Consider the following 23638-nt stretch of genomic DNA (forward strand, 5'->3'; position numbering starts at 1 on the left):
TCACGCTCCAGGCGGCAGACGCCTGTTAAGATGGCCGCATGCAAGGAAGGGGTCGAGGCTTTTTCGGCCCTGCTTTCCAACGGAGAGACTCATGAGTGTGCAAATCATTGCCCGTGACGGCGAACCGGAATATGCAGTGCTGCCCTGGGCTGATTATCAGGCCTTGTTGCAGGCTGCGAGTCGTCAGGAGGTTGCCGTGCCGGTCGCGCCGTCGCCAGCATCCGCAACCAATCGAGCGCCTCTCGCGCAGTTGCAAGCATTACGCGAAGCCAAGGGTTTGAGCCCGGAAGCACTGGCTCGTAGCGTAGGCATCAGCCCACATTATCTGGCCATGATCGAGAGCGGTGAACGTCAACCCGATGCGGCCATTATGCGTTCGCTGGCCTGGGAGCTGGGGTTGGAGGGCTGGTCTTGAGTGTACGCATCAGTCGCCAACACTGGCAGGCACTGCTGACCGAGCTGGACGATGCTCGCCGTCAGCGCCATCTGCTGACCTACCGTGCGTTGATCGAGCGGCTCGACTTGCCGACACCGGCCATGCAAACCCTGACAGCCGCTTTGGAGCACCTCGCTGCCCTGGATGCACGGGCCGAGCGCCCGCTGCGCAGCGCACTGGTCATCAGCCAGGGGGCAAGTCGCCTGCCACGTACCGGGTTCTTCGACTGCGTGACGCGCCTGGGGCGTTTCAGCGGGGCCTCCGATGGCGTCGCCGCTGCGTCCTGGCATGCGGCAGAGGTGGTACGGGTGTTCGAGTTCGAGTATCCGGCCGATGTCTAGGTGGCTCTGGCAGCTCCGTGCACGCATGGGCTACTGGCTGGCCCGGCGGTTGTTCCATTGGCCTGCGGCGCTGCGCCAACCGCGTCTGTGGCAATGGATGCAGGGGCAGTATGGGCGTATGGCCAACCTTGGTGATACCGCGGCGCAGAGTTTCTATGGTCATGTCCTGCTGTTTCGCGGCCAGGGTCTTGGCGCCCGCGAGGAGGGCCTGAGGTTGCTGCGTCTGGCTGCCCAGGGAGGAGACGGCAAGGCCGCCTACCAGCTGGGTGTGCAGGCGCTGAAAGGCGACGCCCGGCAAGCACCGGATGCCACTCAGGCCGTGCGTTGGTGGGAGATCGCGCTGGCAGCGGGGCATCCCCTGGCGGCAGGACGCCTGAGCCAGCTCTATCGCGACGGTGCTCCCGGTTTGCAAGCTGACCCGCAGGTTGCCGAGCGCTACGCCGCGATGGCGGGCGAGGCCAGCCGCTCAGGCCGCTGAGCCCTCCAGGATGTGCAGGCTGTAGCCGGGCACGGCCTTGGCCTGGCGTTTGGCTTCGGAGGCCAGTTCTGCCAGGCGCGAGGCATCGAGTTGTGCGCAGTCTGTTGTTCTTACGTGTACGACGCCGATCGATAGCGAAAGCAGTGCATATTCCTGGCGCTGCCCCTGCCGGTTGTGAGCGATGAAGCAGCCAGCCTGGAGGTGCTCCTCGCGATAGAAGCGCCGGCACTGGTTCTGGAAATCCTCGATCAGCCTGCCGAGCTTGTCGCGCCAGTCGGTCGAGCCAAGCACTAGCATGAAATCGTCACCGCCGATATGGCCGACGAAATCACGCGCCGGATCGACCCGCTCGTTCAGGCACTGCGCCAGGCACAGCAGCACCTCGTCGCCCTTGGCATAGCCGTAGAGATCGTTGAAGGGCTTGAAACTGTCGATATCGACGTAGCACACGGCCGCTTCGCGCTGCTGTTGCAGCAAGCGGCTCAGGCATTGCTGGATCGGCACGTTGCCCGGCAGCAGGGTCAGCGGGTTGGCGTGGCGCGCCTGCTGCAGCTTCTGTTCGGTGATCAGCTTGAGCACGTCGATCACTCGTCCCAGGCCCAGATAGCTGCCGTTCTGGATGATGATGAAGTCTTCCTCGATACGCTGGCGGGCGCGGCTGGTGAGCAGGCGGCTAACCTTTTGCAACGATTGGGTCAGCTCCACGGCGAGAAAGTCCTGACTCATCAGGCGGCTGATGGGTTTGCGTGCGAACAGATCGGTGGCGAAGGGCTTGAGCAGCGCTTCGGACAGCGAGTGACGGTGGACGATGCCGACCGGTTGACGCTGGGCGTCCAGCACCGCTAGGGAGTTGAGGTTGGCCTGGGCGCGAAAGACGTCCAGTACCTCGGCGATGGGGGTGTGCTGATCGACCGCGAGTTGGTCGTTGAGCAGGGCACTGAGGTCATGGCTGTCTTCGCTGAGACTGGCCTGGTTGCTCTGTATCTGGGGCAGCAACTGGCGTGCCTCGCGCGGGGGCTTCTCCTGCGGCCTGCTGAGGAGGTAGCCCTGCACCAGATCGACGCCCATTTCTGTCAGCACGGCCAGCTCCTCGGGCAGTTCGATGCCTTCGGCTATCACTTGCGCGCGTGACGCTTCGGCCATTTTCAGGATGGAGCCGACGAACTCTCGTTTCACCGCGTCGAGGTGGATGCCGTCGATGAAATGACGGTCGATCTTCACGTAATCCGGGCGCAGTTCCGACCATAGGCGCAGGCTGGAGTAACCGGCGCCCAGATCATCCAGGGCGATGGAAAATCCCATGGCGCGGTAGTGGTGCAGCGCATTGTCGAGCAGGGCGAAGTCTTCGGTGGGGGATTGCTCTGTGAGTTCGATTACCACCTGGCTCGGCGGGATGCCGAATGCCTGCAGCAGTTTTAGGGTGCGCCCGGGCTGGTGACTCGGGTCGAGCAGCGATTCCGGTGAGACGTTGAGAAACAGCTTGCCTTCCAGGCCCAGGGCGCTGAAGCCTTTGCAGGCGCTTTTGCGGCAGGCCATTTCCAGCTCGCTCAGTCGGCCTGCATGGCGGGCCACGGCGAACAGCGTCAATGGCGAATGCAGCGGACTGTTGGATGGGCCGCGAGTCAGCGCCTCGTAGCCGAGAATGCGCTGTTCGGACAGCGAGATGATGGGCTGGAACAGGCTGCTGAGGTCGCCGTGAGCGAGGATGTTACCCAGTGCGCTCAACTGCTCGGTGACGGTCATGGTGTTCTCGATCTGCCGGAAAAACGAAGGGGCCGGTTTCTAACCGGCCCCCTGCATTTCACGACAGTTCGATGACGATTTGATGACGTTCGTTGAATCGTCTCAATGCAGCGCCAGCGACGGGTTCAACCCCAGGTAGTCGAGCAGGATGCGGCCGGACTCCGAGAGGTAGGCATCGTCTTCCGGCGTGCTCTTCTCGTCGGCCAGCGGCAGCGCGTCCTCGTCTTCCTTCTCCAGTTCCTTGAGCGGCTCTTCGCCCTTGGCTTGGCGGCGGTTGTTCTCCAGGGCCAGTTGCTTGGCTTCGACTTCGGCCTGGCGAGCGCGTCGGGTCTGCTCGTTGAGGCTGACGGTCTTTTCCTCCATCAGCTTCTTGGCCAGGGTCAGGCGGTCGCGAGTGAAGACGAAGTCCGGGTCCTTGGCCGTGCGCTGATCATGGCGAGCCTTCAGTTCGGTCAGGAACGGCTTGATTGGGTCCAGCTCGGGCTTGATCGCCGGGCGGATGCTATCCCACGGCAGGGCGGCCGGTAGCGCGCTTTCGCCGATGTCCTTGGTGTCCATGACGTCCGGGTAGAGGATGTCGGGAATCACACCCTGGTGCTGGGTGCTCTGGCCAGAGACGCGATAGAACTTGGCCAGGGTCAGTTTCAGTTCGCCATGGTTGAGCGGCTGAATGGTTTGCACGGTGCCTTTGCCGAAGGTCTGGCCGCCTAGGATCAGCGCGCGATGATAGTCTTGCATGGCGCCGGCGAAGATCTCCGAGGCCGATGCCGACAGGCGGTTTACCAGCACAGCCAGCGGACCGTTGTAGTAGATGCCCTTGTTCTCGTCGGCGAGCACGTCGACGCGACCGTCAGCGTTGCGCACCAGTACGGTGGGGCCCTGTTCGATGAACAGGCTGGTCAGTTCGGTGGCTTCCTGCAGCGAACCGCCGCCGTTGTTGCGCAGGTCGATGACCACGCCGTCGACTTTCTCGGCCTGCAGTTCATCGAGCAGGCGTTTGACGTCACGGGTGGTGCTCTTGTAGTTCGGGTCGCCAGCGCGGAAGGCCTTGAAGTCGAGATAGAAGGCCGGCAGTTCGATCACGCCGAGCTTGTAGTCACGACCGTCGTGCTCGAGTTCCAGGACCTTTTTCTTGGCGGCTTGCTCTTCCAGCTTGACCGCTTCGCGGGTGATGGTGACCACCTTGCTGCTCTGGTCGCTGGGCGGGTTGCTGGCCGGAATCACTTCCAGGCGCACGGTGGAACCTTTTGGACCGCGAATCAGCTTGACCACTTCGTCCAGGCGCCAGCCGATCACGTCGACCATTTCATCGTTGCCCTGGGCGACGCCGACGATCTTGTCGGCCGGTGCGATCTGCTTGCTCTTCTCGGCCGGGCCGGCAGGCACCAGGCGTACCACCTTGACGTGCTCGTTGTCGCTTTGCAGGACGGCACCGATGCCTTCCAGCGACAGGCTCATGTTGATGTCGAAGTTTTCCGCGTTATCCGGGGACAGATACGTGGTGTGCGGGTCGTAGGTCGTGGCGAAGGCGTTGATGTAGGCCTGGAACACGTCCTCGCCGCGGGTCTGCTTGAGGCGCGCCAGCTGGTTCTTGTAGCGCTTGGTCAGCAGCTCCTGGATGTCCTTGGTTTCCTTGCCGGCGATCTTCAGGCGCAGCACTTCGTCCTTGACGCGTTTGCGCCAGAGTTCATCGAGCTCGGCGCGATCCTTGGCCCATGGGGCTTTCTCGCGATCGACCTGCAACTCTTCATCGATGGTGAAATCGATCTTGTCGACGCCTTTGCCCAGCTCGGCGAGGGCAAAGTTCAGGCGCTCTTCCAGGCGGGTCAGGTGACGACGATAGATGGTGAAGCCTGGCTCGAGGTCACCGCTTTTCAGCAGGTCATCGAACTTGGTGCGCCACTGGTTGAATTCGGCGATGTCGGCCGCAGTGAAGTAGCTGCGAGACGGATCGAGCAACTTCAGGTAGTTGTCGTAGATCTGAATCGAACGCTCATCATTGAGCGGCGGCTTGTTGTAGTGGTGGCGGCGCAGCAGCTCCACTACGTTGAGGCTGGCGATCACCTGTTCGCGATCCGGCTGCAGATAGTCCCAGCTGGTCGCTGTGGTGGTCTTGGCCGCCAGCGGCAAGGCACTGAGGCCGAGAACGAGGGCGAGGGCGGTACTTGCAAGGGAGCGCTTCATGCTGATTCGACGTAGTGGCAGGTGATAACGCATATTAGGCCGTATTTGAGGGCGCCAGGTTCCGTTGGCGCTAGGCAAAAGCCCAGCGGTCAGCGCTGGGCTCGGTTCACTTGCACTATGGAGGCAGCATGAAGGCATTGCAAGGCGTCGAAGGGCGTGCAGAGTGGGTGGAGCAACCGGCGCAAACCTGTGACGCAGGGCAGATCCGCGTGAAGGTGGCGGCCGCTGGGCTTAACCGGGCCGATCTGTTGCAGCGTGCCGGGCTCTATCCGCCGCCACCGGGTGCCAGCGAGGCGCTGGGCCTGGAGTGCTCCGGGGTGATTGTCGAAGTGGGTGCCGGCAGCGCCTGGCAGGTGGGCGATCGCGTCTGCTGCCTGCTCGCTGGTGGTGGTATGGCCGAGGAAGTGGTGCTCGATGCACGTCACGCCATGCCGGTGCCTGAGGGTTTGACTCTGGTTGAGGCTGCTGTGGTACCGGAGGTGTACGCCACGGCCTGGCTCAATCTGTTCCAGCTCGGCGCTCTGCGCCCCGGGGAAAAAGTCCTGCTGCATGCTGGCGCCAGTGGCGTCGGTTCGGCTGCCATCCAGCTGTGCAAGGCATTCGGCAGTCCGTGCTGGGTCAGCGTCGGCTCTGCCGAGCGATTGGCCTACTGCGAAGCACTTGGTGCGCAGGGAGGCGCCCTGCGTGGTGAAGATCTGCAAGCCTTGCGCGATTTCGGGCCGTTCGACGTGATTCTCGATCCGGTCGGCGGACAGTACGCGGCGCTGAATCTGGAGCTGCTGGCGCGTGACGGTCGCTGGATCAACATCGGCCTGATGGGCGGCCGCGAGGCCACGCTGGACCTGGCCCAGGTACTGGGCAAGCGCATCCAGTTGACCGGTTCGACCCTGCGCAACCGCGACGATCAGTTCAAGGCCGATCTTCTGCACGACCTGCAGCAGCAGGTTTGGCCGCTGTTTGGTGAAGGACGGTTAAAGCCGCAACTGGAGCGCAGTTTTGCGTTCGAAGACCATGAGGCGGCGTTCGAGACGCTCGCTGGTAACCAAGTCGCGGGTAAACTCGCGTTGCTGATTGATCCCGGCCTGGTCTGAACCACGGCTGCAGCCCGCATGTGGCGCGGGCTGAGCCATCGATTGGTGCATTCAATCGATATCATGCCCGTAATCAATAAGCTTTTTTCCGTTAGGTGGCTAATATAGCGACCGTAGATTTCAACCCTCACAGAAACCTCAGAAGGAGTCAGAGATGTCCCTCATCAATACTCAAGTTCAGCCGTTCAAGGTCAATGCTTTCCACAACGGTGAGTTCATCGAAGTCACCGAGCAGAGCCTGCAGGGCAAGTGGTCCGTGCTGATCTTCATGCCGGCTGCCTTCACCTTCAACTGCCCGACCGAAATCGAAGACGCTGCCAACAACTACGCCGAGTTCCAGAAGGCTGGTGCCGAGGTCTACATCGTGACCACCGACACTCACTTCTCGCACAAGGTCTGGCACGAAACTTCGCCGGCCGTTGGCAAGGCTCAGTTCCCGCTGATCGGTGACCCGACCCACCAGCTGACCAACGCTTTCGGCGTGCACATCCCGGAAGAAGGCCTGGCTCTGCGCGGCACCTTCATCATCAACCCGGAAGGTCAGATCAAGACTCTGGAAATCCACTCCAACGAGATCGCTCGTGACGTTTCCGAGACCCTGCGCAAGCTGAAGGCTGCTCAGTACACCGCTGCCAACCCGGGTCAGGTTTGCCCGGCCAAGTGGAAGGAAGGCGAGAAGACTCTGGCTCCTTCGCTGGACCTGGTTGGCAAGATCTAAATTTGCCGACTTCCTTTCCGGCCTGTCTCAGGTCGGAAAGGACCAACTCTGCGCTGTTTGGGCCAGTAACCGGCCCTTGTGGTGCCCGATGCCCGGGCGCGATCCGTCCGGGCATTTTATTGCCCGAATTTTCGTATTTGAGGAATTTCCGCCATGTTGGACGCCAATCTTAAAGCCCAGTTGAAGGCCTACCTGGAAAAGGTCACCCAGCCGTTCGAGATCGTCGCGTCCCTCGATGACGGCGAAAAATCCCAGGAACTGCTCGGGCTGCTGCAAGACATCGTCGGCCTGACCGACAAGATCACTCTGAAGACCGACGGCAACGATGCCCGCCGTCCGTCCTTCGCCCTGAATCGGCCGGGCGAAGACACCGGCGTTGCCTTCGCCGGTATTCCCATGGGCCACGAATTCACCTCGCTGGTGCTGGCACTGCTGCAGGTGGGCGGCCATCCGTCCAAGCTGGATGCAGACACCATCGCGCAGATCAAGAGCATCGAAGGCAAGTTCGAGTTCGAGACCTACTTCTCGCTGTCCTGCCAGAACTGCCCGGACGTGGTTCAGGCGCTGAACCTGATGGCCGTGCTCAACCCCAATATCCGCAACGTCTCCATCGACGGTGCGCTGTTCCAGGAAGAAGTCGAGCGTCGCCAGGTCATGGCCGTGCCGAGCGTCTACCTGAATGGTGAGGTCTTCGCTTCCGGGCGTATGGACGTGAAGGAAATCCTCGCCAAGATCGACACCGGCGCCGCCAACCGCGATGCCGAGAAGATGAGCGCCAAGGAGGCCTTCGACGTGCTGGTGGTCGGTGGTGGCCCGGCCGGCGCCGCAGCGGCCATCTACGCTGCGCGCAAGGGCATCCGTACCGCTATCGCTGCCGAGCGCTTCGGTGGTCAGGTGCTGGACACCATGGCCATCGAGAACTTCATCTCGGTGAAGGAGACCGAAGGTCCGAAACTGGTGCGTGCCCTGGAAGAGCACGTCAAGGAATACGAAGTCGACATCATGAACCTGCAACGTGCGTCGGCTCTGGTGCCGGCCAGCAGCGAAGGCGGCCTGCACGAAGTGAAGTTCGAGAACGGCGCTTCGCTCAAGGCCAAGACCGTGATCCTCTCTACCGGTGCGCGCTGGCGTGAAATGGGCGTGCCCGGCGAGCAGGAGTACAAGGCCAAGGGCGTGTGTTTCTGCCCGCACTGTGACGGCCCGCTGTTCAAGGGCAAGCGCGTGGCGGTGATCGGCGGCGGTAACTCCGGTGTCGAAGCAGCCATCGACCTGGCCGGCATCGTCGCCCACGTGACCCTGCTGGAATTCGCCGACACCCTGCGTGCCGACGCCGTACTGCAGAAGAAACTCTACAGCTTGTCGAACGTTACCGTGATCAAGAGCGCACAGACCACCGAGGTCAAGGGCGACGGACAGAAGGTCACCGGTCTGGTGTACAAGGACCGCACCACCGAGGAACTGCATACCGTCGAGCTGGAAGGCATCTTCGTGCAGATCGGTCTGCTGCCCAACAGCGACTGGCTCAAGGGCACCGTCGAGCTGAGCCGCTTCGGTGAGATCGTCATCGATGCCAAGGGCGCTACCAACATCCCCGGTGTGTTCGCCGCCGGTGACGTGACCACCGTGCCGTACAAGCAGATCGTCATCGCCATGGGCGAGGGCTCGAAGGCTTCGCTGTCCGCCTTCGACCACCTGATCCGCCATAGCTGATCGGGCATCGCAGACACGAAAAGGCCATCCATCCGCGATGGCCTTTTTCGTTTACGACGAGGCCATGCTGCTGCCTTTGCGACTGCCTGGAAAAGGCAGGCTCCGCCATGCATATGAATAGGCTTCGATCACATACGAATTGCCCATGACCCCCGATTGATTGAGTTCAGGACTCATTCGAGACTTGTTCTCATTTCACCGGTCAGGAATTCGATGATGAAGCTTCTTCCTTTGGTTGAGCCCGTGGAGGCGTTGAGCAGGCAGGAGGTCGTTCGCTACAGCCGGCATCTGCTGATTCCGGACGTGGGCGTGGACGGCCAGCGTCGCCTCAAGAGCGCCAGGGTGCTGGTGATCGGCGCCGGTGGCCTGGGCTCGCCGGCGCTGCTCTATCTGGCTGCGGCCGGGGTCGGCACGCTGGGGCTCATCGACTTCGACGTGGTCGACGAATCCAACCTGCAGCGTCAGGTGATCCACAAGGTCTCCACCGTCGGGCTGTCGAAGGTCGAGAGTGCCGCTGCGGCGATACGCGAGCTGAACCCTCACGTGAAGCTGGAGCTGCACAACGAGCGCCTCGAGCCGGAAATGGCTGTGCAGCTCTTCGCGCAATACGACCTGATCCTCGACGGTACCGACAACTTCGCCACCCGCTACCTGGTCAACGATGCCTGCGTGCTGGCCGGCAAGCCCTACGTCTGGGGCTCGATCTTTCGTTTCGAGGGGCAGGCCTCGGTGTTCTGGGAGGATGCCCCCGGCGGCGTCGGCCTCAACTACCGCGACCTCTACCCCGAGCCGCCGCCACCGGAGCTGGCGCCGTCCTGCGCCGAGGGTGGGGTGCTGGGGATTCTCTGTGCCTCCATCGGTTCGATCATGGCCACCGAGGCGGTGAAGTTGATCACCGGCATCGGCGAATCGCTGCTCGGCCGGCTGATGGTCTACGACGCCCTGGACATGACCTACCGGCAGATTCCCCTGCGCCGCGCGCGCGATCGCAAGCCGATCACCGGCCTGAGCGACTACCAGGCCTTCTGTGGCCTGAACCGGCCCCACGGCATGCAGGAGTCGGACATTCCCGCCATCAGCGCCGTCGAGTTGAAGGCGCTGCGCGAGCGTGGCGTTGCGCACCATCTGATCGATGTGCGCGAGCGCACCGAGTGGGACATCGTGCATATCGACGGCGCCCAGCACATGCCCAAGAGTCCCACGGTCGCCACGGAGATCGAGGCGCACTTCGCCAAGGACAGCACGCTGATCCTGCATTGCAAGAGTGGCTTGCGCTCGAAGGCGGTGCTGCTGGAACTGCAGCGCCTGGGCTTCAGCGACGTGCGCAACCTGGAGGGAGGGATTCTCGCCTGGGTTCGCGACGTGGATACCACGCTGCCCGGTTACTGAGCCTGCCGAGACCACCCGACCACGGGAGTAAGAGCATCATGCTGATCATTCTTTCCGAGCTTCTCGACGCCATGCTCGACCAGGCGCGCAGGGATCATCCGATCGAGACCTGTGGCGTGATCGCCGGGCCGATCGGCTCGAAGCGGCCGACCCGGCTGATCGCGATGCGCAACATCGCGCAGTCGGAGACGTTCTTCCAGTTCGACCCGCAGGAACAATTGCGGGTCTGGCGCGAGATGGAGGCGCTGGGCGAGGAGCCCTGCGTGATCTATCACTCGCACACCCATTCCAGTGGCTACCCCAGCCGCGACGATATCCGCCTGGCCGGCGAGCCGCAGGCGCACTACGTGATTCTCTGCACCGCCGAGAATGCCGGCGCTGCGCTGCGCAGCTTCCGCATCATCGACGGCAAGGTCACCGAGGAAACCATCCAGGCCGTGGCGCAGTACCCCAGCGCCCTGGCGGGTTGACCCACTCTCTCATTCCATCGTTTCGCCTACAGGCCCCAAGGAGTCAGGCATGCCCATTTCCGTTTCTATCCCCACTCTGCTGCGTCCGCTGACCCAGAACCAGAAGCGCATCGACATCGAAGGCGCCACGGTGCGTGAACTCATCGAGCGCATGGAAAGCCAGTACCCCGGTATCCGCGAACGGCTGCTCGACGGCGCCGAGATGCACCGCTTCGTCAACGTCTACGTGAACGACAACGACATCCGCTTCGCCGACAACCTGAGCACGGCGCTGAAGGATGGCGACAACGTGACGATCCTGCCGGCCGTGGCAGGCGGTTGAGCGGCACCCACCGCGCACTCTTGCCCGCGTGCCGCCGAGCTTCCCCGCTGGCACGCGGGTTCCTCTGGATCGATTCGGCATGAACCCTATGACCTTTCCCCTGGCCGGATGCACGCTTTCCGGCGCTTTCGTCCATACCCCGGCAGCCTTTGCGCCCGTGGCGTCGGCCCTGTGTTACCAGGCCGGTGCCCTGGGCATCGAGGTGATGAACCAGCCTGGTGCCTGTGCCGATGGGCTCGACCTGCGCTTCGTGGTGCCGGGGCTCGCGCCCATCGGTGGGCGCCTGTGCGGTTGGGCCGATGGCCGCTCGATTGGTGCTGGCGAACTGACCGTGCAGGCCGCTTCCGGGCTGCTGGCCGTGCATGGGCGTGCCAGCGGCGGGGCGCGGCCGCTGGGAGTGGACTACGTCTCCACCCTGGCTGCCAGCCTGGCCCTGCAAGGTGCGTTCGCCGCTGCCATCGGGCAACTGCATGGCCGCAGTCACAGCCAAGTCAACGTCTCCCTGGCCGGCGCCGCGACGCTGGCCATCGGTCAATACCTGGCCGGCGCCACCGCGCCGGAAGGGGCCGAGCGCCTGCTGCCCGGCTGTACCTCGTCGCGTGAGCGCCCGCCATTCACCTCTGCCGATGGCGTGGTGTTCGAGCTGGAAACCCTGGACGCCGAACCCTGGCGGCGCTTCTGGGGCGACCTGGGCATCCCCGGCGAACTGGCCGGCAAGGGTTGGGGCGCTTTCCTGCTGCGCTACGCCAAGGCGGTCTCGCCGATGCCGGTGCAGTTGATGGAGGCCTTGTCGCAACTGCCCTATGCGGTGATCGCCCAGCGCTGCGCCGCAGCCGGGCTGTCCATCTGCCCGCTGCGCAGCCTGCACCAGCGGTTGGCGGACGAGGATCTGCCACTGCTGCTGGAGCAGGGGCCCTGGCGCTTCACCAGCGGCAGCAGCGGCTTGTCGCCGAACCCTGTGCGCGAGCGCGGCGACCTGCCGCTGAGCGGCCTGCGGGTGATCGAGTCGTGCCGGCGCATCCAGGGCCCGCTGGCCGGCCATCTGCTGGCGCTGCTCGGCGCCGAGGTGATCCGTATCGAACTGCCTGGTGGCGACCCGCTGCGCGGTATGCCGCCTCTGGTGGACGGCTGCTCGGTGCGCTTCGATGCGTTGAACCGCCACAAGTCGGTCTGCGAACTGGACATCAAGTCGGCCCGTGGCCGCGCCGAACTGCTGGAGCTGGCCAGCCAGGCCGATGTCTTCCTGCACAACTGGGCGCCGGGCAAGGCTGCCGAACTGGGCCTGGAGCATGCCGACCTCGCCCGGGCCAACCGGGCGCTGATCTACGCCTATGCCGGCGGCTGGGGCGAGCAACCGCACCTGCAGCGCATCCCCGGCACCGACTTCATGGTGCAGGCCTATTCCGGCGTTGCCAGCCAGATCGCCCGCCGCTCGGCCAGTGCCGGTGGATCGCTGTTCACCGTGCTGGACGTGCTGGGTGGGGTGGTCGCCACCCAGGGCATCAGCGCGGCCCTGCTCAAGCGTGGGCTGAAGGGCGAGGCAGGGCGGGTCGACAGCTCGCTGCTCGGCGCCGCGACTCTGCTGTGCAGCGAGCCCTTGCGGGCATTGCGCGACGGCAAGGCGCCGGCCGAGCCGCAGGTCGCCGGGGTCTATCCCACCGCGGCCGGGCTGCTGGCCATCGAATGCCGCAACAGCGACGACGTGGAGTGCCTGCGTCAGGCCCTGGATTACCCGCTGGACATCGAGCCGGCGCTGCGCGACGAGCAGATCGTCCGCTGCCTGGCAACGCGCGATGCCCATGCCTGGCAAGAACTGTTGCAGGCGTTCGGCCTGGCCGCTGCCAGCGTGGCGGAGGACCTGTCGACGCTTCACCAGGACGAGCGGATAGCGCCGTGCCTGCACACCGAAGACTACACCCTGGTCAAGTCTCCCTGGAGTTTCACATGAACAACACAGGCATCATCGATCTGGTTCCCATGGACGTTCGCAACGAGTGGGTGCGCAATGGAACCTACCCGAACAAGTCGGTGTTCCAGCTGTTCCGCCAGCACGCCGAGCGTCACCCCGAGAAGCTCGCCGTGCTGTCGCCGGAGGCGAACATCAGCTACGGCGAGTTGCTCGAGCGCTCCCTGCGCCTGGCCGCCGGCTTGCGCGCGCAGGGCATCGTGCCCGGCGACGTGGTCGCCTACCAGCTCACCAACAGTTGGCGCTGCTGCGCCATCGACCTGGCCGCGGCTGCGCTCGGCGCGGTGGTGGCGCCATTTCCGCCGGGGCGTGGACGGCTGGACATCGAATCCCTGCTGCGCCGTTGCGCTGCCCGCGCGGTGGTGGTGCCGGACGAGTTCGCCGGTATCGACCTGTGCGAGCTGATCGAATCCCTGCGTCCGACCCTGTTGTCGCTGCGTATCCTCATCGTCGAGGGGCAGGCACGCCAGGGCTGGTCGGTTCTGGATCATCTGCTGGACGCCGAGCCGCTGGGGCGCGAGGCGCTGCCCGAGGTCTGCCCGAACTCGCCGGTGCGCCTGCTGGTGTCGTCCGGCACCGAGTCGGAGCCAAAACTGGTGGCCTACTCGCACAATGCGCTGGTCGGCGGCCGGGGCCGTTTCCTCCAGCGTCTGCACGAGGATGGTGAGAGCTTTCGCGGCATGTACCTGGTGCCGCTGGGATCTTCGTTCGGCTCCACCGCCACCTTCGGCAGCCTGTCCTGGCTGGGGGGATCCATCGTCGTTCTGCCGAAGTTCGACGTGCCGACGGCGATCCGCGCCATCGAGACCCTGCGCCCTACCCATGTCCTCGGCGTGCCCACCATGCTCCAGCGCATCGCCGCCGATCCGTTGCTGGCCGAGGTGGACACATCCAGCCTGGTCGGCCTGATCAGCGGCGGCTCGCTGATCGACGAAGCCAGCGTGCGGCGCTGCGTCGAGGCCTTCGGCTGTGGCTTCATCAGCCTCTACGGCTCGGCCGACGGGGTGAACTGCCACAACACCCTGGACGATCCGCTGGAGGTGGTGCTGCGTAGCGTCGGCCGGCCCAACCCCAGCGTCTGCGAAATCCGCATCGTCGACGAGCAGGGCGCCGAACTGCCCCGGGGCGAGATCGGCGAGATCAAGGCGCGCGGGCCACTGAGCCCGATGCAGTACGTCAACGCCCCGGAACTGGACGCACGCTACCGCGACGCCGAAGGCTGGGTCTGCACCGGTGACCTCGGCTATATCGACCGTGACGGTTACCTGATCCTGGCCGGCCGCAAGAAGGACATCATCATCCGTGGCGGGCAGAACATCAGCCCGGTACAGATCGAGATGCTCGCCACCGGCCACCCCGATGTGGTCTGCGCCGCCTGTGTCCCGGTGCCGGATCCGGACCTCGGCCAGCGCGTGTGCATCTGCGTGACCCTGCGCGAGGGCGCGGCGCGCTTCTCCCTCGCCGAACTGACCGACTACCTGCGCCAGCAGGGGCTGGAAGTGAACAAGCTGCCCGAGTACCTGCGCTTCTACCGCGCTCTGCCACTGAGCCCGGCCGGCAAGGTGGACAAGAAGGTGCTGGCGGCCGAAGTCGCCTTCCTCGAAAGCGGCATAGGCATCGCCTGCTAAGGAGCCGAACATGAACCAGCCGTTGCAGACGCGTCCCGACCAGGACGCCCAGGAACTGGCGAAGCGGGTGCGGGCCTTCGTCGACCAGCGCATCCTGCCCCGTGAAGCCGAACTGGCCGGCCCGCGCGAGAGTGCCAGGGCCTGCCAGCAGGCATTGAGCGCCGAGGCGCGCGAGCAGGGGCTCTGGGGCCTGTTCTACCCGGGCCGCATGAGCAGCCTGGAGTCGTACCTGAGGGTGGCCGAGCAGGAAGGGCGCTCCGAGTACGGTGGGGCGATCTTCGGCACGGAACTAGCCCTCGACGCGCACATGCTGACGCGCCACGCCGCTGAGCCGGTGCGTGCAGACTTTCTCGCGCCGTTGCTCAGCGGGGAGGGGGTGTCCGCTTACGGCATGTCCGAGCCGGACAGCATCGGCTCGATCCCGGCGACCATCGCCACCACCGCCACGGCGCAGGGCGATCACTGGCGCCTGGACGGGCGCAAGTGGTTCATCTGCCGTGCCGACCGGGCCAGCTTCGTCACCCTGGTGGCACGCACCGAAGGGGCCGGCGTGGACGGGGCGTTGTCGATGTTCCTGGTGCCCACCAATCTGCCCGGTTTTTCCATCGCCCGCGAGATGGACATTCTCGGCCGCTTCCAGGGCCAGTGCGAGATCGTCTTCGACGGCGTGCGCGTGCCCCGACACAACTTGCTTGGTCAGCCTGGCGCCGGCCTGACACTGATGCAGGAACGCCTCGGACTCGGGCGCCTGCTGCGTGCGGTGCACTGGCTGGGCCTGGCGCAGCGCAGTTTCGATCTGATGTGCACGCGCATCCGTGGCCCGCGTGGCCAGCAGGCCCGCCTGGGCGACAAGCAACTGGTTCGTCTGCGGGTGTTCGAGGCCTACCAGGCCATCGCCAGCGCCCGAGGCCTGCTGCGCGATGCGGCGCGCAAGTTCGACGCCGGTGTGGCCAATGCCGTCGAGGTCAACGTGGCCAAGGTCGCCGCCTCCCAGGCGCTCAGCCTGGCGGTGGACTCGGCGATCCAGGTATACGGCGCCGAGGGCCTGAGCAGCCTGACGCCGCTCTCCGGCATCTACCGCGCGGCACGCGCCACGCACATTCTCGATGGCACCGACGATGCCCTGGTCAGCGCGGTTGGCCGCCGCCTGCTGGACGCTTATCAGGACGTCGACAGCCTGGATTTCGACTGGCCGTCGCTGCCTGGAAACCCGGCAGAGCGATAACGAGGTGAACCGCATGACCCCCAACATTTCCCCACCGGCCGCCGACAGCGCGCTGGATGCCTTCCTGCTGCGTACCGTACTGACTGGCGCGATGGCAATGCCGATGCTGATTTTCTACGCCATCGGCACCCTCGGCCCCTTCCTGGTCGCGGATCTGGGCGTTGCGCCTGGCTGGCTTGGCTACCTGACCATGAGCGCGTTCGGTTTCGCCGCGCTGCTGTCGCTATGGGCCGGGCCGCTGGTTGGCCGTCTCGGCGCCCGGCGCGCTCTGCTGTTGCTGTTTCTGGTCGCGACCCTGGCCTATGCCCTGATCGGCGTGGCGCCCGGTTTCGCCGGGGTGGTGCTGGCGGTGGCGATGTGCGGCATCGCCCAGGCGCTGGCCAACCCGGCCACCAACCTGTTGATCGCCGAACGGGTGCCGCCGCAGAGCAAGGCTGCCGTGGTGGGCCTGAAGCAGGCCGGGGTGCAGGTCGCGGCGTTGTTCGCCGGGTTGCTGCTGCCTGGTATCGCCCAGCAGTTCGGCTGGCGCGCGGCCTTGTTGCTGCTGGTGCCGGTGGGCCTGCTGTTGGCGCTGCTGGCGCCACGAATCGCACCGAAGACGACGGGCAAGGCGGCCAGCTTCGGCTTGACCCGGCCGAGCCGCGCGTTGGCGTTGCTGATGGCGATTCAGTTGTGTGCTGGCGTCGCACTGTCGGCCTACATCACCTTTCTCGGCGTATTCGCCACTGGCCAGGGCATGTCCTCGCTGGTGGCCGGCAGTCTGGTGGCGGCGTTCGGCGTGGTGGGCATTCTCGCCCGCGTGGTGCTCACCCCCGTTGCCGGCCGCATGCGCGATGAATCCTGGCTGCTGCTGATCCTCCTGGCCCTGGCTGCCTGCGCCGTCGGCGTGACCGCCCAGGCGACGCCTGAACGGCACTGGATGATCTGGGTCGGCACGATCGGCATCGGCCTGACGGCGGTGGCCACCAACGCCATCGCCATGAGCATGTTGCTGCGCGACCGCGTCTTCGGTGCCCCGGCGACCTCGGCCGGCATGCTCTCGGTGGGATTCTTCGCCGGTTTCGCCGTCGGGCCGCCGGCGTTCGGCGCGCTGTCCGCCAGCATCTGGGGCTTCGGCGGTGGCTGGGTCGCGTTGATCGGCGTGCTGGCACTGGGGTGCCTGTTGACGCTGTGGCTGGCGTGGTCGCGGCGTTCTGCCGGCCCTGTTGCCGAGGTGCTGTCCCATTCTGCCGGGGCGAAATGAAGGCCATGCCCAATCAACTCACGGCGAACGCATTGAGCCAGGCCCAGCGCAGTCGAGCCATCGAGGCGCTGCTGCTGCGCCTGGAGGCGATCGAGCAGGCTTGTGGCGAAGCGTTCCCGCTGTACTCGCCGGCCCTGGAGGATCGCTGGACGCTGTCATCCGGCGGCTCCTGGCTGGGTGGTTTCTGGGCCGGGCTCTGGTGGTTGCGGGCGCGGGTCAGCGGCGCCGCCGCCGATCGCGACAAGGCGATACGGATCGGCCAGCGGCTGGCGGACAAGCTGCAGGCGCCGACGCTCAATCGCAGCATGATCTTCTGGTACGGCCTGGCGCCGGGGGCGCTCTGGTTCGAGCATGCCGCATCCCGGCAACTGCTGGAGCAGGCCGGCGCAGCGTTGGCACCGGCCTTCAGTCAGACCCTGGGCTGCATTCCCCTGGGCTGTGACATGGGGGGCGGGCCGGACGGCGACCGGCGCATCGCCATCGACACCCTGGCTCCGACCCTGCGTCTGCTGGCGTACCACCCACAGGGCAGTGTTAGCGAGCTGGCTGGCCAGCATGTGCAGGGCTCCCTGGCTGCATGTGGCAGTGGCGACGGCGCCTACTGTGGCGGCGCGCATTACGCAGAGGGCCGGTTGCTGGCGGAAGGGCAGGCAGGGCTCTGGTCGCGTGGCCAGGCCTGGGCGATGCTCGGCCTGGTGCAGGCGGCCGGCGTTTATGGCGAGCCATTCCTCAGCGAGGCACGACGGGCCTGTGAATACTGGCTGCAAACGCGCCCGGAAGCCCTGCCGACGAACCGCCTGGATCAGCCCGAGGCGGGCGTCGATCCTTCTGCCGTGGTGATCGCCGCCCTGGCCATGCTCGGCCTCGACGGCCTGGCGGAGCAATCCCAGCCCTGGCGTGCACAGGCCGAACGTCTGCTGGCAGCGGTGCTGGATAGCCGCTACGTCGTGCTCGATGGTGCGTCGCCGGGGCTGTTCGGCGGCATGCATTACCGCACCCGCGAAGGCGAAGGGTTGGTGGAGTCGAGTTGCTCCAGCTTCTTCCTGCTGCTTGCATTGCTGGTGCTGGACGGGCAGGCCGGCGCGCTCGACTGCTGAGCGGGGTGGCAGTCGCTAACGGCGGCTCGCTTAACGGTCCATCCGGGGGTATCCAGGTGCCATCCGAGCTAGGCGACCCCGCCCTGCTGCGCCGGGGTTCGTTACTCGCTTCGCTCGTCCTTCGGGCCAGCCTTCGGCTGCTACTCCGCTTCGCTCCATCGCTGCTCCGAGGATCGGCTTACAAGGTACGCCCGGAGTGTTGGTAACGGCGAGTCCAGGATATGGCCATCGGGTTAAACCAAGACTTTCATTCGCGTAGAGCGTACTCGCGGAGCAGTACACCGTTGGGGTTGCTGGGTGTTTTGGGCGTGAGCCGTGGTGCCGAACTCGGCATGGCCCGGCGGACTGTTCGCTGGCGCTCCTGAGTTCGCCCTACGCTGCCCCCCTGTTCGCGCGTGCGGACGTAGGGCGTACCGGGACGCCGGCCGCTCGGAAGCAGTACGCCGTTGGGGCAGTGAGTTACGTAACGTTCAGGCGCTTGTAGAAACGTCAACAAAAACGCGGTAATTCGGAACAGACGCCTGAAAAACCAAGGCCGTATTGCCAGTCCGATCTCAACCAAACAAACGCGCAGAACCGCATCCAAGTCCACGCGGACGTTGCACGTGGTGCCTGTCCGCATGGCCTGTCGAGGCTCAGTCGAGGAAGGTGGACATGTCCTTGCACACCGCCGCGAAGGCCTCGACGAAGTGCCGCGCCTCCTGCTCGCTGAGTACCAGCGGCGGCTGGATACGCATGACCCGGTTGTTGTTGGCGGTGACGAAGGTGAGGATGCCGTGGTCCTGCGACAGCTTGGTCACGAAGCGCAGCACGAACATTTCCTCGAAGTTCTTTTCCAGTTCGTCGATGGCTTCGCGGATCAGCCGCTTGGCCTTGCCCGACATCATCCGGTAGGTGCCTGCCGCGTTACCCGGCATGCGGCTGGCGAATTCTCGGACGAAGGCTTCCACCCCGCCGCCGAAGCTGTTCTGGAACTCGATGGCGATCATCAGCCCGCGTCCACGGATCTCGCGGATGAAGGGGTAGCCGGCCACGGCCTCGGCGAGCGCATCCTTGAGCATGCCGCCGACCCGCGCCGCGTTGCCCGCCAGGTCTTCGGCTGCGATGACGTCCAGCGTCGCCAGCGCCGAGGCCGCCGCCAGGTTGCCGCCGCCGAAGGTGGAGGTGTGCAGGGCGAAGCTGTCGATGTTGCCGTAGGCGCGGTCCCAGATATCGGCCCGCGACAGCGTCGCGCCGATGGGAACGGCGCCGCCGGAGAGGGATTTGGAGAGCACCAGGATGTCCGGCTCGACACCTTCCCATTCACAGGCGAACAGCTTGCCGGTACGGCCCAGGCCCGTCTGGATTTCATCGAGGATGAGGATGCAGTCGTGGTCGGAGCAGAGTTCGCGAACCCTTTTCAGATAGCCCTCCGGTGGCATCACCACGCCGCCTTCGCCCTGGATGGGCTCGAGGATGAAGGCGCCGACGTCGCCTTCCAGCAGGGCGCGTTCCAGGGCCTCGGTGTCGCCGAAGGGGATCGAGGCGCAGCGCGGCAGCAGCGGCTGGAACGGCTGCCGGTGCTTGTCGCGCCCGGTGATCGACAGCGCGCCGAGGGTCTTGCCGTGGTAGCCATTGTCGCAGTACAGCACCCGTGAACGGTCCATGGCGGCAAGGGCCAGTTTCAGCGCCGCTTCCACCGCTTCGGTTCCCGAGTTGCTGAAGAACACCCGCTGCAGTTTGCCCGGCGCCAGTTGGCTCAGGCGCTGGGCCAGCAGGCTGGTCTGCAAGGGCACCGAGACGTACTGGACGAAGGTCGGCTGCTCCTGCTGCAGGTAGCGTTGCAGCGCGCTGTTGATCTGCGGGTGGTTGTGGCCGGTGTTGAGGCAGCCGTAGCCCGCCACGAAGTCGAGGTAACGGCCGCCGTCCAGGTCGGTCAGCCAGCAGCCGCGACCATGGCTGAACACCCGCTCGATATGGTTGAAGGCATAGAACTCGCGCAGGATGGGGTTGATGTGCTCGCCGAAGCTGCGCAGCGCCTCGCTGCGCAGTTGCGGCTTGTCCTCCAGTGCCAGGGGCTGGCTGCGTGGGTGGTGGAAGCGGCGCAATCCGCCGAAGTCGGCCTGGGTCAGGCGCTCGCCATAGGAGGCCATCGGCGAGGGGAACAGACCATGGCTTTCGGCCAGCTGGCCGATCTCCAGCACCTTGTTTTCCGGCAGCTCGCGCCCGATGGAGAAGGCTTCGGCGCGGCCTTCCAGGCCCAGCACTAGGGTTTCGGCCAGGCAGCCATTGAGGAATTTCTTCGGCGCCAGGCCCATGCTCTCGGCGCCGAAGCGCAGCGAGGTGCCGGCCGAGACCAGGCCGCCATCGATGATTAGGATGTCGCGGCGATCACGCCGATAGAGCATCACGTCGCGTGGCAGCGCCGCATCCACTACCACCGAGCCCGGGGCCAGGCGGTAGGGGTCGATGATACCGCCGCTGGAGGTGGCCGCCACGTAGAAGCGCACCTCGTCGTAGCAAGGCTCGATGTCGTTGCTCAGGCGCACCCGCTCGTGCAGTGCCTGCGGCAGGTACTCCAGCCCCTGGCGTGCCTGTTCTGCGCCGCCGCGGTGGATCAGGCGCAAGCGGCAGCCGTCGCGGCCGAGCAGCCGGGCGATGGCCAGGGCGATGGAGCCGGGGTAGCCGACCACCGCCACCTCGCTGTCTTCGGGCTTCACCTCCAGGCGCTGCATGGCCTCCAGTACGTTGCGGTAGGCGGCGTAGGCAGTCAGCGAGTTGCCCGTGGTCACCGGTACCCCGGTGCGCTCCAGAGTCTGCAGGCCGCGGTTGCCGACGATGGCGGTGAAGCCACCGAGACCGACCAGTTGTGCCCCCAGGGCCTTCAGGCTGTCCACGCCCTCGATCACGCGCTGAGCGATCGCCCGTGGTTGGGCGAGCATTTCCTCGGCGGTCAGTGGCATGTAATGGACGATGCCTTCGCAGATGGCGCCGCGTGCGCTGACGATGCGGCCGAAGTCGGCGAAGGGCACCAGGTTGCGCCAGCGCCAGATGTCCGGGCTGTAACCGCGATCCTGCTCGGCGAGGTTGCGATCGAACAGGTCGAGGAGTTTCACCTGGCGTTTCAGGGCGACCGAGGTGGGGTGGGCGATGAATCCGAATTTCATTTCGAGAGTCCTTGTGGCCGTCATGCGCGGCGGTTCCAGGCGGTTTCGGAGATCAGGCTGAGGCCATCACCGTCCGAGTTGTGGGCGAGCGTCACGTCAATGATGTTGAGGCTGTTGGGGGTGGTCAGGGCATCACGCAGCCACTGCCCATCGAACTGGCTCAGGCGATGGCGGTTCACCACAAGCGGGCCGCCTGGCTCCATCAGTGTCGGCTGCGACGCGCGCCCGGCTACCGTCACCTGGCGGGCACCGTTGCAGGCATAGCGTTTGTCCAGGTAGGTCTGAATCATCGAGAGCAGGCCGTTGCTCAGGTAGAACAGGGTGACGTTGCGGCCAGGCATGTGCGGGTTCTGAGCCAGGCTGGCGGCCAGGCGTGTTTCGATGTCCGGCACCAGAGCCCGGGCACCGTCGCCGACGAAGGCCAGCACGTTGTCCGGGCTGGTGGCGGCGATGTAGGGCAGCGCCATCAGGCCATCGCCCATCAGGGCCCGGCCATACCAACCGGAGAAGCCCGGGCCGGTGCGTGGCACGTTGCGCAGCGCGGAAATGCCGCAACGGCCCACATCATAGACGCCGGTATAACGGTAGCCGTGGCGCTCGATCAGTTCGTGCAGCAGGTCACCGAGCTGCAGGAAGAAGTAGTTGGCGGTCATCGGCTGGGTGACGATGCGGTCCACCGGCACCGTTTCCGGGAGCGCCCGTATGCGCTGCAGCTTGGCGCGGCGCAGGGCCAGCACCTCGGGTGCCACGGCCAGGTTGGCCTGGACGTGGTCGAGGAACTTGTCCAGCGGCATCTCCAGCGCCAGGTCGGTGAAGGGCGACAGGTGGCGCCGCTGGTGGTTCAGTTGCACCACGCGGGTCTGGCGCTTCAGCTTGCCTTCGGAGAAGGGCGTGGCGGCCTGGTCCACCTTGCTCTTGATGAAGAACAGGCACTGCTGCTCCGGGCCGAGCAGTTCGTGATCCTGGTGCAGGAACTGGTAGATGCGCCGGCTGAAGCCATACAGCGACAGCGGGCCGAGGTAGTTCGGCACCGCCTGGCCCTGGTGGTAGGGGCCTACGCTGCCGGGATGGGTGATGGTGTCGGCCAGCGCGATGCCGGCGGCATCGGCGATCGCGTAGACGCGTTCACGTTGGCTGTCGGAGAGTCTGCCGCACTGCCAGAGCATATGCAGGGGCGCCTGGTTGATCAGCCGCATGGCCTCGTCCAGGGCGCCGCGTTGCATCTCGTTCGGCGCCGCCAGGCTGGGCGAGGCGGGGGCTGGCAGGTCCAGATTCAGAGGTTGCCGTGGACGCGACTCCAGCGCCGCCTGGGAGGCCAGCACGAACACCGGCTCGCTGCGCTCGGCGAGCATGGCGAAGGCCTGCGTGAGCTTGGCCGCTATTTCGTCCACCCGCTGGATGAACACGTGACGCAGGCCACGCGCGGCGATCACTTGCCGGCCATCGTGGTCGGCATCCAGGGTGCTCTGGAAGGCGAACCAGGTCGTGTCCGGGCTTTCGGCGCAGATGATCAGACCGGGCGCGCCGGCTCGCTTGAGGTTGGCCAGGGTGCCGCGAAATTCGTCGAGCATGCCCGAGGTGACCGCGATCACGTAGGCGCGTTCGTAGAGCTGCCAGCCGGCCAGCGCGGAGACGGCGAGGCTGTGTTCGTTGCAACCGTGCAGGCAGCGTATGCCCGTGCCGGCAGTGGTCTGCTGCATCGACTGGATCAGGCAGGCGACCATGGAGCCGGTGTAAGAATGGAAGTCCCAGTCGTCCCGCCAGCGAGCGCGCATGAAGCGCGTCACTTCGCTGGCGATGCTCACCGGCGGCTGCTCGGGGTTCATCGTGCGCGCCAGCAGGCGATTGAAGCGGGTGTGCTCGAGATGATCCACGGCGATCCGCAGCAGGTCGGCGCGGCTGGCCGCCCGGTCCTGCAAGGGCACGCGCAGGTGACGATTGCCGCCGGCCTGCTCCATCCAGCCCGGCAATGCCTGCGCCGAGCAATAGAGCACCGCGGAATGCGGCGACAGGCGCTGTCCCCCGTCGTCATGCTGGCAGGCGCTGAACAGCGTCTCGAACGGATCTTCCTCGGCCACTGGCTGCTGGCTCATGTCGACGATGAACAGCTCGGCCCGTGTGGCTGCGCCAGACCTGGCCAGCTCCGCGCGTGCGGCCTCCAGCGTGGGGAAGTGCAGCAGTTGCACGTCCAGGGGCTCGCGGCCGGCCGAGGTGTTCTCCCGCAGGTAGCTCTCGGCCTGCACCATAAGCGCTTCCAGCACCTCTTCGCTGCGCGGTCGCCGATCCAGCGAGCGGCACATCCGCTCGACATCGGCCGTGGCGTCCCAGGGCTCGGCCGCAACGTAGGTCAGGCCTGTTCTCAACTGCTCGATGACGAAGGCGACATCTTCTATCAGCGCAGGTACCTGGCTGACCAGGCACACTCCCATTGTTCCCGACATGCTGGCTTCC

At 65.5% G+C, this 23638-nt stretch carries 18 protein-coding genes; 14 read left to right on the forward strand and 4 right to left on the reverse strand.

Annotated elements, in window-relative coordinates; genetic code table 11:
* Nucleotides 1-91 precede the first annotated feature (91 nt).
* From EL191_RS06780 to EL191_RS06790, 3 genes are read left to right on the forward strand one after another with little or no spacing between them, the layout of a single operon-like run.
* Complete coding sequence (locus tag EL191_RS06780; protein WP_013714483.1) at nucleotides 92-415, forward strand: helix-turn-helix domain-containing protein; 324 nt, start codon at nucleotides 92-94, stop codon at nucleotides 413-415.
* Nucleotides 412-777, forward strand: coding sequence for a hypothetical protein (locus EL191_RS06785; protein ID WP_013714484.1), 366 nt, complete (start codon nucleotides 412-414; stop codon nucleotides 775-777). The genes EL191_RS06780 and EL191_RS06785 overlap by 4 nt, the downstream gene beginning before the upstream one ends.
* Nucleotides 770-1255 (forward strand): SEL1-like repeat protein, encoded by a 486-nt coding sequence (locus EL191_RS06790; protein ID WP_026041989.1) that lies wholly within the window; start codon nucleotides 770-772, stop codon nucleotides 1253-1255. The genes EL191_RS06785 and EL191_RS06790 overlap by 8 nt, the downstream gene beginning before the upstream one ends.
* Here the strand turns inward: EL191_RS06790 and EL191_RS06795 are convergent.
* Nucleotides 1244-2998 carry a bifunctional diguanylate cyclase/phosphodiesterase gene (locus EL191_RS06795; RefSeq protein WP_041977534.1) on the reverse strand — a complete coding sequence of 585 codons (1755 nt, stop codon included), beginning with the start codon at nucleotides 2996-2998 and terminating at the stop codon, nucleotides 1244-1246. The two genes, EL191_RS06790 and EL191_RS06795, sit on opposite strands and share 12 nt — an antisense overlap.
* Nucleotides 2999-3100: 102 nt before the next feature.
* Entirely contained in the window at nucleotides 3101-5182 is a 2082-nt protein-coding gene (locus EL191_RS06800) for a carboxy terminal-processing peptidase (protein WP_162184348.1), read from the reverse strand.
* Between the two features lie 128 nt (nucleotides 5183-5310).
* Between EL191_RS06800 and EL191_RS06805 the strand changes: the two genes are divergently transcribed.
* From EL191_RS06805 to EL191_RS06855, 11 genes are all read left to right on the forward strand, one after another.
* Entirely contained in the window at nucleotides 5311-6273 is a 963-nt protein-coding gene (locus EL191_RS06805) for an NAD(P)H-quinone oxidoreductase (RefSeq protein ID WP_041977537.1), read from the forward strand.
* A 154-nt stretch (nucleotides 6274-6427) separates the two neighbouring features.
* On the forward strand, nucleotides 6428-6991 hold the full coding sequence (ahpC, locus tag EL191_RS06810; RefSeq protein WP_013714489.1) for an alkyl hydroperoxide reductase subunit C: 564 nt from the start codon (nucleotides 6428-6430) through the stop codon (nucleotides 6989-6991).
* A 153-nt stretch (nucleotides 6992-7144) separates the two neighbouring features.
* The gene (ahpF, locus tag EL191_RS06815; RefSeq protein WP_041977540.1) at nucleotides 7145-8701 is read left to right on the forward strand and encodes an alkyl hydroperoxide reductase subunit F; all 1557 of its coding nucleotides are present in this window, start codon (nucleotides 7145-7147) and stop codon (nucleotides 8699-8701) included.
* A gap of 216 nt (nucleotides 8702-8917) precedes the next feature.
* On the forward strand, nucleotides 8918-10090 hold the full coding sequence (gene moeB / locus EL191_RS06820) for a molybdopterin-synthase adenylyltransferase MoeB (RefSeq protein WP_041977541.1): 1173 nt from the start codon (nucleotides 8918-8920) through the stop codon (nucleotides 10088-10090).
* A gap of 38 nt (nucleotides 10091-10128) precedes the next feature.
* A complete protein-coding gene (locus EL191_RS06825; RefSeq protein WP_041977543.1) occupies nucleotides 10129-10560 on the forward strand; it encodes a Mov34/MPN/PAD-1 family protein in 432 nt (143 codons plus the stop codon).
* A 49-nt stretch (nucleotides 10561-10609) separates the two neighbouring features.
* Nucleotides 10610-10882 (forward strand): MoaD/ThiS family protein, encoded by a 273-nt coding sequence (locus tag EL191_RS06830; RefSeq protein WP_041977547.1) that lies wholly within the window; start codon nucleotides 10610-10612, stop codon nucleotides 10880-10882.
* Between the two features lie 79 nt (nucleotides 10883-10961).
* Entirely contained in the window at nucleotides 10962-12830 is a 1869-nt protein-coding gene (locus tag EL191_RS06835; protein WP_041977549.1) for a CoA transferase, read from the forward strand.
* Nucleotides 12827-14476, forward strand: a complete 1650-nt coding sequence (locus EL191_RS06840; protein ID WP_041977551.1) for an AMP-binding protein — start codon at nucleotides 12827-12829, stop codon at nucleotides 14474-14476. Before EL191_RS06835 ends, EL191_RS06840 begins: the two co-directional genes overlap by 4 nt.
* A gap of 10 nt (nucleotides 14477-14486) precedes the next feature.
* Nucleotides 14487-15701 carry an acyl-CoA dehydrogenase family protein gene (locus EL191_RS06845; protein WP_041977554.1) on the forward strand — a complete coding sequence of 405 codons (1215 nt, stop codon included), beginning with the start codon at nucleotides 14487-14489 and terminating at the stop codon, nucleotides 15699-15701.
* A 13-nt stretch (nucleotides 15702-15714) separates the two neighbouring features.
* Nucleotides 15715-16944, forward strand: a complete 1230-nt coding sequence (locus EL191_RS06850) for an MFS transporter (protein ID WP_041977557.1) — start codon at nucleotides 15715-15717, stop codon at nucleotides 16942-16944.
* Between the two features lie 5 nt (nucleotides 16945-16949).
* Entirely contained in the window at nucleotides 16950-18041 is a 1092-nt protein-coding gene (locus tag EL191_RS06855) for a hypothetical protein (protein WP_041977560.1), read from the forward strand.
* Nucleotides 18042-18676: 635 nt separating this feature from the next.
* Here EL191_RS06855 and EL191_RS06860 read toward each other — a convergent pair.
* Both EL191_RS06860 and EL191_RS06865 read right to left on the reverse strand, forming a co-directional pair.
* Nucleotides 18677-21187: an aminotransferase class III-fold pyridoxal phosphate-dependent enzyme gene (locus EL191_RS06860; RefSeq protein ID WP_041977562.1), complete on the reverse strand. Its 2511-nt coding sequence runs from the start codon at nucleotides 21185-21187 to the stop codon at nucleotides 18677-18679.
* Between the two features lie 20 nt (nucleotides 21188-21207).
* Nucleotides 21208-23628, reverse strand: coding sequence for a decarboxylase (locus EL191_RS06865; RefSeq protein WP_041977564.1), 2421 nt, complete (start codon nucleotides 23626-23628; stop codon nucleotides 21208-21210).
* Nucleotides 23629-23638 lie beyond the last annotated feature (10 nt).

It is taken from the genome of Pseudomonas mendocina (assembly GCF_900636545.1).
In the GTDB taxonomy this organism is placed as follows: domain Bacteria; phylum Pseudomonadota; class Gammaproteobacteria; order Pseudomonadales; family Pseudomonadaceae; genus Aquipseudomonas; species Aquipseudomonas mendocina.